This is a genomic window from Flavobacterium sp. I-STPP5a (assembly GCF_009764685.1).
Lineage (GTDB): Bacteria > Bacteroidota > Bacteroidia > Flavobacteriales > Flavobacteriaceae > Flavobacterium.
This window is the reverse complement of record NZ_VHLM01000037.1, coordinates 1-7,913: the sequence shown is the minus strand read 5'-3', so window position 1 is coordinate 7,913 and position 7,913 is coordinate 1. Positions and strand designations below refer to the sequence as shown.

Genomic DNA, 7,913 nt, shown 5'->3' with positions numbered 1-7,913 from the left:
AGAACACATAGAGCCTCCTCCAGAAAACATACAGGGGGTTCTGTTTTAAAAAATGACCATTTCTAAGGTGTAAACTCAATGAAATGGGCGGATTTTATATGATGTAATTTTATTTAGGACAGGATTGGTTTTTGTTATTAATTAGTTAAGGAAGTAAACATAAAACAAAAAAATAAACAAAAAAAATATTATTACACAATTAATAGTAATAATTACTTAACTTACTTTAGATAATTAAATTCTGTTAGAATCATTGTATTTCATTAAATCATGCTAGCATTATTAACTGACAATTACCAGAAACACTAGAATATTAAAAATAAACTTCTATATTTTAACGGTAGTAAAAAAAAATCAAAATAGTAACTTTGTTATTTTGCAAATAAAATGGTACATTTCACAAGTCAATTTAACTATTACTAACGCAATTCTTTTTCTATTTTATGGTACTAAATGCTATCATCGTTGATGATCAAAAAAATTCTAGAGAACTCATTAAAAGTTTTTGTGAATTGTACAGTAATGGAGTTATTCAAATTGTCGCACTATGTCCTTCTGTTGATACCGCATTAATAGCTATCAAAACCCACAAGCCGGATTTAGTGTTTTTAGATATTGATATGCCCGAAAAAAATGGTTTTGAATTGGCCGATAATTTTGATGTACTGCCTTTTGAAGTGGTATTTGTTACCGGACATGCCAATCAATATACAAAAGCTATTGAAATAAGTGCTATGAATTATTTAATGAAACCCATTAACCCATTAAACATAAAGGCCATTGTTGAGCAATTCGAATCTAAAAAGGCATTGGCCAACACTGTAAACAGAAACGCAATCCTAAAGAATAATTTGAATGGAACTCAAACTACCATTTTGTTCCCATCCAATGACGGTTTCATAGTGGTTGACACAACTGAAATTATAAGTTGTCAATCTCAAAATGGAACAGGAAAATGTACAATTCTAACAATAAATGACACCATTGTAATCCATAAATACTTAAAAGATGTAATGCTATTATTACCCGAAAGTAATTTTATCAAAGTAAGTAGTAGCGCTATTCTTAACAAGCGAAAAATAGCTTCCTTTAACAGCAAAAGTTATACTTTAAAAATGTCAAATGGTTCCCAAATTAAAGTTTCAGACGCTTATTATAACAAAACTAAACTTATAGATGCACTTGCCAACTAAAGTATTACTTTTTCTTGTTTGTTTTTATGGTTTTTATTGTTCAGCTCAATACAAGCCTTCCATCAATTACACTACTTCAAATGGATTACCTAATAATGCAGTACGCGCATTGTTTTTAGATAAAAATGAAGACTTATGGATTGGTACTGAAAATGGGATTTCGAAGTTGGAAAATGGAGCCTTTTCCAATCTAATTTTACCAAAAAAAATACAAAATAACAGTTGCTGGGACATAGCTCAAGATTGCAATGGCGATTTTTGGTTTGCTAGTTATGGTGGCGGTGTGTACAAATATGACGGTTTACAATTTACTATTTTTAACACACAAAAAGGAATACCTTCTTTAAGAGCCCGAAAAGTATTAGCTCACAACGACAAAATTTATGTAGGTACAGAACTAGGAGTTGCCATTATTGATACCAAGACCAACGCAGTAGTAGTCCCGAAAGGAATTGTACCGAATTTTGGAGTATTTATTGTTACCGATTTCGTAGTGTACAAGAACGATGTTTATTTTTCAACCGCTAACGAAGGGATTTTTAAAATTGCAACACATAAAAATAAACCGGCAGTTGTACCCATACATCAGTTTAAGAATGCCTATAGTTTGGGTTTATTTGAAGGAACTTTACTAAGCGCCAACAAAGGATTTCTGCAATCCTTCCCGATGGACAAGTTAATACAACATCAGCCAACTTCAAAATCTCTTGGCCAATCTACTTTTTGGGACTTCACTGCAGATAGTAATCGTAATCTGTACGCGGCTGCTTGGGGTGTGTTTGACAACAGCGGTGGTTTGTATGCAATTGCAAATAACCAAATGAAAAACATTTCGGAATTGTACGGAATTGATTCTAAAAATTTATTGAATGTGGTGCACGCTCGTAAAAAAAACATGCTATACGTAGGTTCAAAAGACAAAGGAATATACGAAATTCAGCTCGATAAAACTATTAACTACAACCCATTTGAAAATAAGTCGATAGTGGATTTCACCACCATCGGAGCAAAAAAAGTGGTACTGCATCAGGATGGAGTCTCCTTTTTAGAAAAAGACAATACCATTACCACATCAGTTTCATTAACTGGTTTTAAAAATGTCGAACTAGCCTATATCCAAAATTCAAAACGAAAATTGCCTTCACATACTGATGGTTATTATGAATTAAATTATAAAATACCCGCAAACCAAATCGAATTTTACGAAATTATAAAACATCAAAAATCGTTTTGGATCAGCAGCAACATTGGTTTATTTGAGATGAACTTTAAGGGTGGATTAATCAATTACGCACCTATTCACAGTTATAAAATTGGGTTTACCTATGATCACCAATTTTTAGAAACAATTCCCTATGCGGGCGTTCGGGTATATGATGATCTTACTGGTTTAAAAGCCAAACACTTCTCGGAATTTAATATAAATACCCCTTTGGACATAGTTGGAATTTTAAATGCAACAGGTAAAACCTACCTCATTTCAGTATTTCAAGGATTGTTTGTTTATGAAAATAAAACTTTCAAATCGCTGCTAAAAGAAGGTATTTGGAACGAAAGTAAACTCAAATTTATTACCCAAAATAAGCAAGGAAACTTAATTATTGCATCTGAATTTGGTGCTATTTATGTAATTGATAACGCCAAATCTTTTAAAACACTAAAAACAATTGCAAAAAATCACTTGATTGGTACTACAATCACGTTTCTAGAAAGTTACCAAGACTATCTTTTTATAGGTACCGAAAAAGGAATAAACTGCTATCATAATGGAGTAATACAGTTATTTGATAAGGAACAAGGGCTGAAAGATGCCGCCATAACTAGTTCAAATATTATTGAAAATCAATTGTGGCTTGGCACTAAGAAAGGGTTTTACACGATCGATTTAAAAAAAATTACTGCAACTAAAAATTCGGTTACGGATATCAAAATCAGTTCAATTGCCATTAATTCGGTTCCTATTGATCCAAAAAACTACCGTTGGTTTTCGTATCAATCCAATCAATTAACTGCAGATTATGAACACAATACAATCGCATTAGACTTTGTACCAAAAGGGCATTCGTTTCCAAACAAATTAAAGTTTAGATACCGCTTGAAAAAATCAAATCAATGGAGTCCATATTCAGAAAAGCCATTCGTTTATTTGTCTTATTTACCAAATGACACCTACAATCTAGAAATTGAAGTTTTAGATTTACATGCCGGAAAAACAACGCGTTTTACTATTTTAAAAATTATCATTCAACCTCCATTTTGGAAAACAGGACTGTTTTATAGTACAATTGGAATTCTTATCATTCTAGGATCAGCGCTATTAATTTTCAGAATAAAGAAACGGGCCCAACAAAAAGCAGCAACCGAAAATCAACTTGCTAAGGCTAAGCTAGAAGCCTTATTAAGTCAGATGAATCCGCATTTTACGTTTAATGCTTTACAAACCATTCAAGGTTTTGTTTTTAATAATGACAAACTAAATTCTACAATTTATATTAGCGAAGTTGCTAGTCTAATGCGCCAAACATTAGATAATTCTACCTTCCAAACCATAACAATTGCTGATGAAATTAAATATTTAGAGACCTATATTGCTATAGAAAACAAACGATTTGACAACCGTATTCAATTTACAATTGAAGTAGATGAAAGTATCAACAGGTATCAAATAGAAATACCTACAATGTTATTACAGCCTTTTGTTGAAAATATTTTCAAACATGCTTTTGACGAAGAATCTCCTCACCCTTCTTTCACAATTGATTTTACAATTACGGGCGATCCGCTGCTTCAAATCCAAATATCAGATAACGGGAAAGGCAATACCAAAAATATAAATACCCACAATTCAAAAGGCATTGCCATTGCCAAAAAGCGCCTACAAATTATGCAACCTAGCAATGTTAATCCTATTCAAATCACTTTTTTAGAAACAGGAACTACAGTAATTATCCGATTAAATATTTAGCAAAAAAAAAATATAACACAGATTACCCATTTTATAGCCCAGAAACCCCAATTTATAATTTCGGGGTTTTTTGTTGTTTTAAGTTTTTTAGTTTTGACTGATAACCATAAATCAACACCAAAATATGTCAAATTTTTATTGTGCCAATTGCGGATCGAAAAGTTCTAGTATTTCGAGTTTAACCGCTAACTCCTGTCCGCGTCACCCTCTTGGACCAAGCAAGGGAAAACATACGCTTTATGAAGGTTCCGAAAAATCAAAATACAGCTGTAAATATTGCGGTTCATCATCAAGTAGTATATCAAGTTTAACTGCTAATTCCTGTCCAAGACATCCAAACGGATCAAGCAAAGGAAAGCATTCACCAGCGTTGTAAAATACCAAAAAAGATAAAAAATGAACTTTATAACCTCACAATTTCAAAACTTTACTTTAGAACTATATTTTTCTTTAGCAATAATAGTAGTATGCTTTTTTTGGTCTTGCTCAAATCCACTCAAGGGCATTAGAAAGAATTCTCCCCTTTGGACCATTACATTATCATTTTTTGCTTTTTCAAAGTTTGATGTACATGAATTTTATATAAATAGAATATCATTTGCTATTAGTATACTTTTATTGATTTGGTATTTCTACATAAAATTTTTAGAAAAGGAAGAAAATGAAGATCGAGATTTTCGTAGAGGTGGTAAAGAATCAATCTCAAACAGTGTTAATTCTGCAAAAAATATTGTCCGAGAAAAAGTTAATGATTCAGTAGGAAATGGAATATTTGGAAGTATTGCCAATGTTCTTATGAATGAAGCAGATGGTAGAATTGATAATAAAGTAGGTGGGTTTTTAGGAGGTTTGTTTGGAGCTACAAATGAATTTACTCATGAAGACCGAGAATCTATTGACGGTCTACGAATACTATTATTGCTTGGGATGATTATAGCGATTTTTTGCATAAAGTAGAACCATGAAGAATCAATTAACTAAAAGTTTTATTTTTTTATCTTTTCTGTTTATTTCTTGCTCTAATGAGAGTAAAGTAAGAAATGAAATTGATGAATACGTAAAAAAAACTTTAACGACCCTGACAGCTACGAGCTTGTAGATTTAAAATTATTCGATACTATTTACGAGCAAAAAGTATCGAAATATCTAACTAGTCAAAGACTGGATAAATTAAAAAGAATCAAGCAATACGTAAAAGAAGAAAAGAGGAACAATCAAGAATCACTTATAATGCTTTGTTTAGCAGAAATTCTCTTTATCTAATTTCAGCAATAGGCAAAGTAGAAAAACAGAATGAGATTTTGAAAAGCTTTGAAAAAGATTCTATTAAATCAATTCAAAATGAAATCAATAAATTAAAAAAATACTCACTCTCAAAGAAAATCACCCACTATCGATATATTCATGAGTATAGAGCTAAAAATGATGTTGGTGCTTTAGTAAAATGTATAGATGCTTTAAGGATTGATAACAAACTAAAACTAATTCTAAATTTTCAAGATTTTCTCATTGGAAAGTTTGGTGTAGGTTTAAAATAAAAAAGGCAACGACCTATAAAAATGAAAAAAATTACATTACTAGTTATTTTTCTTTCCTCACAAATTACATTTTGTCAAGAGGATAGCCGAATGTCCAAAAATCGCTTAGTAAAAGAAGCGCAAGAACAATTAAATAAAGGAATTGCACCTAACAATGTTGTTTTAATAAATAAATCTCAAACTATGGCAGAAGCAGATGAAATAGATGAGATTAGAGTTCAATTAAAAAAAATTGAAGCAGAAAGAGCATTTAAGTTAAAATCAATAGCTGATGCAAAGCAAGATAGTATAGCCGAAGCAAGCAATCCAACTTTGCATGAAATTAGAGAAATTGCAAGAGCAAAAATAGCTAAAGAGAAACTCTTGGAAAAAGAAAGAATTCAAATAAATGCTAAGGAAAATTACTTTGACGGACATACTCCCTTGGATACACTAATTGCAAGACAGTTAAAACTAGGAATACTTCCTTGCGAGGTAAAAGTTACATGTTATGCCGATTTTAATAGCATCAAAGGAGATCCTGATGCAGTAGAAGAAGCCTTAATGATAGATGCTAAATTAGCAGCTTTGTGTAGAGGATTAAAAGTAGGTCAAGACATACCCAAGTACATGCTTGAGTTGGAAGAATATGAACAAAATTTGTTAGAGACTCATGATACTAATGAACAAAATTTAGAATATACACTTAAAGACAGTAATTGGCGGAATCATGCAGAAAAAATTGAATTGATTAATAGATTAGATTCATTGTACAAGTTAAGACCTTCAATGTTTACTAAAGCAGTAAACTTAAGAAATAGATTAACAAGAGGTTTTAAAGAAAGAGAAATGTTAGATATTCATTTGTTACTATTAGAGGCTAAAAAAGAAGATGTCAATAAAAGGCGAAGTGCATCCGAATTATCTGAGGAAGATTACAACGGGATTATTAAAATGGATTGGGATGAAGAGAGATATTTTGCTTCAAAAAATCCAAAGCTTGATAAATCAACAAACCAGCCAATTACAAAATATGAAAGCGTTTGGTCAATGTATAGTGATAAGAAATTAAAAGTAATGCCAAAATACAATATCGATGAAGCAGAATCATACTCGACATTTATTTGGAATAGCAATACAAGTACTATGAAAATTGCAACTTCATCTCCTGACGGTGACGATGAAACATCAATAAAAATTAATACTATTATTAAAGAAGGTAATAAAATTAATTATACTGGAAAAATTGAATTCTCTAAAGTCATCATTTCAATCAATAAACTTACCAAATGGATTATAATTACATACGTGAATGTTGGAAAATCAACATACGAGTATCATAAAATAAATTGAGTTGTTTTAATATTCTACAAAAAACGCTAACTACAATTAGCGTTTTTTTTATGTCCCATTTTAACACAAACTTCTAAACTGTTGCATCAAAAGAACAATTCAAAATGGTAACTTTTTTTTCGTAAAAAATAATGCTAGACAAATACAATACCATTAAAATTCAAGGCGCTCGTATACACAACTTAAAAAAATACAGCTATTTCTGTTCCAAGATAAAAACTGAAGGTTAAAGGAATTATGGTTCAGCCCATAGCGTAATTTACCCATTCAATAGCATGGAAGTAGTTATAGATAAATTCGAGTCATCAAAAAAGGCTTAGCTTCCTGTAATAAGTTATTTTAGCCCCTTAATAGTTCGGAGTGATATTTTAAATTTCAAATAGTACATTTGATATATGAAATACAAGAAATGGAGTTTAGAAGAAAAGCTAGAAATCCTATCCTTTTCAGAAGAATTAGGAGTTGTTGAAACGTGCCGTAAATACAGCGTTAGCACTGGCACTTTGTATAGCTGGAAGAAGAAACACGAGAAGCAGGGAGAAGCTGGTTTAAAAGTAACTTATGACACTAGTAGTAAAGAGCTAAAGCAAGCTGAGGAAGAAAACAGAATTCTACGCAAATTATTAGCTAACAAGGAAATCGAATTAGAAATTGGGCGTGAACTTTTAAAAAAAAAGTTTGGGACATCCGATCCAAGAAAGATTTAGTAGATAGTATTTATAGTAAACATAAGATTAGTAAAACCAAAATTATTACTATAGTAGGAATGGTTCAAAGTAGTTATTACCGAAGACCAAGCTCAAATAAAAAAGGTATTAAACCTAGTGAATTTACTTTTAATAAATCTAAAGGATATGTAAGTCAAGACGCGGTTATTAAATCGAT

At 31.2% G+C, this 7,913-nt stretch carries 7 protein-coding genes; all 7 read left to right on the top strand.

Going from position 1 to position 7,913, the window contains the following annotated elements:
• The first annotated feature begins 443 nt into the window (after positions 1 to 443).
• Positions 444 to 1,193, top strand: a complete 750-nt coding sequence (locus FJV36_RS07480) for a LytTR family DNA-binding domain-containing protein (protein WP_158728870.1) — start codon at positions 444 to 446, stop codon at positions 1,191 to 1,193.
• Positions 1,183 to 4,158, top strand: a complete 2,976-nt coding sequence (locus tag FJV36_RS07475) for a histidine kinase (protein WP_233264561.1) — start codon at positions 1,183 to 1,185, stop codon at positions 4,156 to 4,158. Before FJV36_RS07480 ends, FJV36_RS07475 begins: the two co-directional genes overlap by 11 nt.
• 124 nt (positions 4,159 to 4,282) lie before the next feature.
• Positions 4,283 to 4,534 (top strand): hypothetical protein, encoded by a 252-nt coding sequence (locus FJV36_RS07470; RefSeq protein WP_158728872.1) that lies wholly within the window; start codon positions 4,283 to 4,285, stop codon positions 4,532 to 4,534.
• Positions 4,535 to 4,554: 20 nt separating this feature from the next.
• Entirely contained in the window at positions 4,555 to 5,115 is a 561-nt protein-coding gene (locus FJV36_RS07465; protein ID WP_158728873.1) for a hypothetical protein, read from the top strand.
• Between the two features lie 344 nt (positions 5,116 to 5,459).
• Complete coding sequence (locus FJV36_RS07460) at positions 5,460 to 5,696, top strand: hypothetical protein (RefSeq protein WP_158728874.1); 237 nt, start codon at positions 5,460 to 5,462, stop codon at positions 5,694 to 5,696.
• A 21-nt stretch (positions 5,697 to 5,717) separates the two neighbouring features.
• A complete protein-coding gene (locus FJV36_RS07455) occupies positions 5,718 to 7,028 on the top strand; it encodes a hypothetical protein (protein WP_158728875.1) in 1,311 nt (436 codons plus the stop codon).
• A 395-nt stretch (positions 7,029 to 7,423) separates the two neighbouring features.
• The gene (locus FJV36_RS07450; protein WP_158727651.1) at positions 7,424 to 7,735 is read left to right on the top strand and encodes a transposase; all 312 of its coding nucleotides are present in this window, start codon (positions 7,424 to 7,426) and stop codon (positions 7,733 to 7,735) included.
• Positions 7,736 to 7,913: the final 178 nt, after the last annotated feature.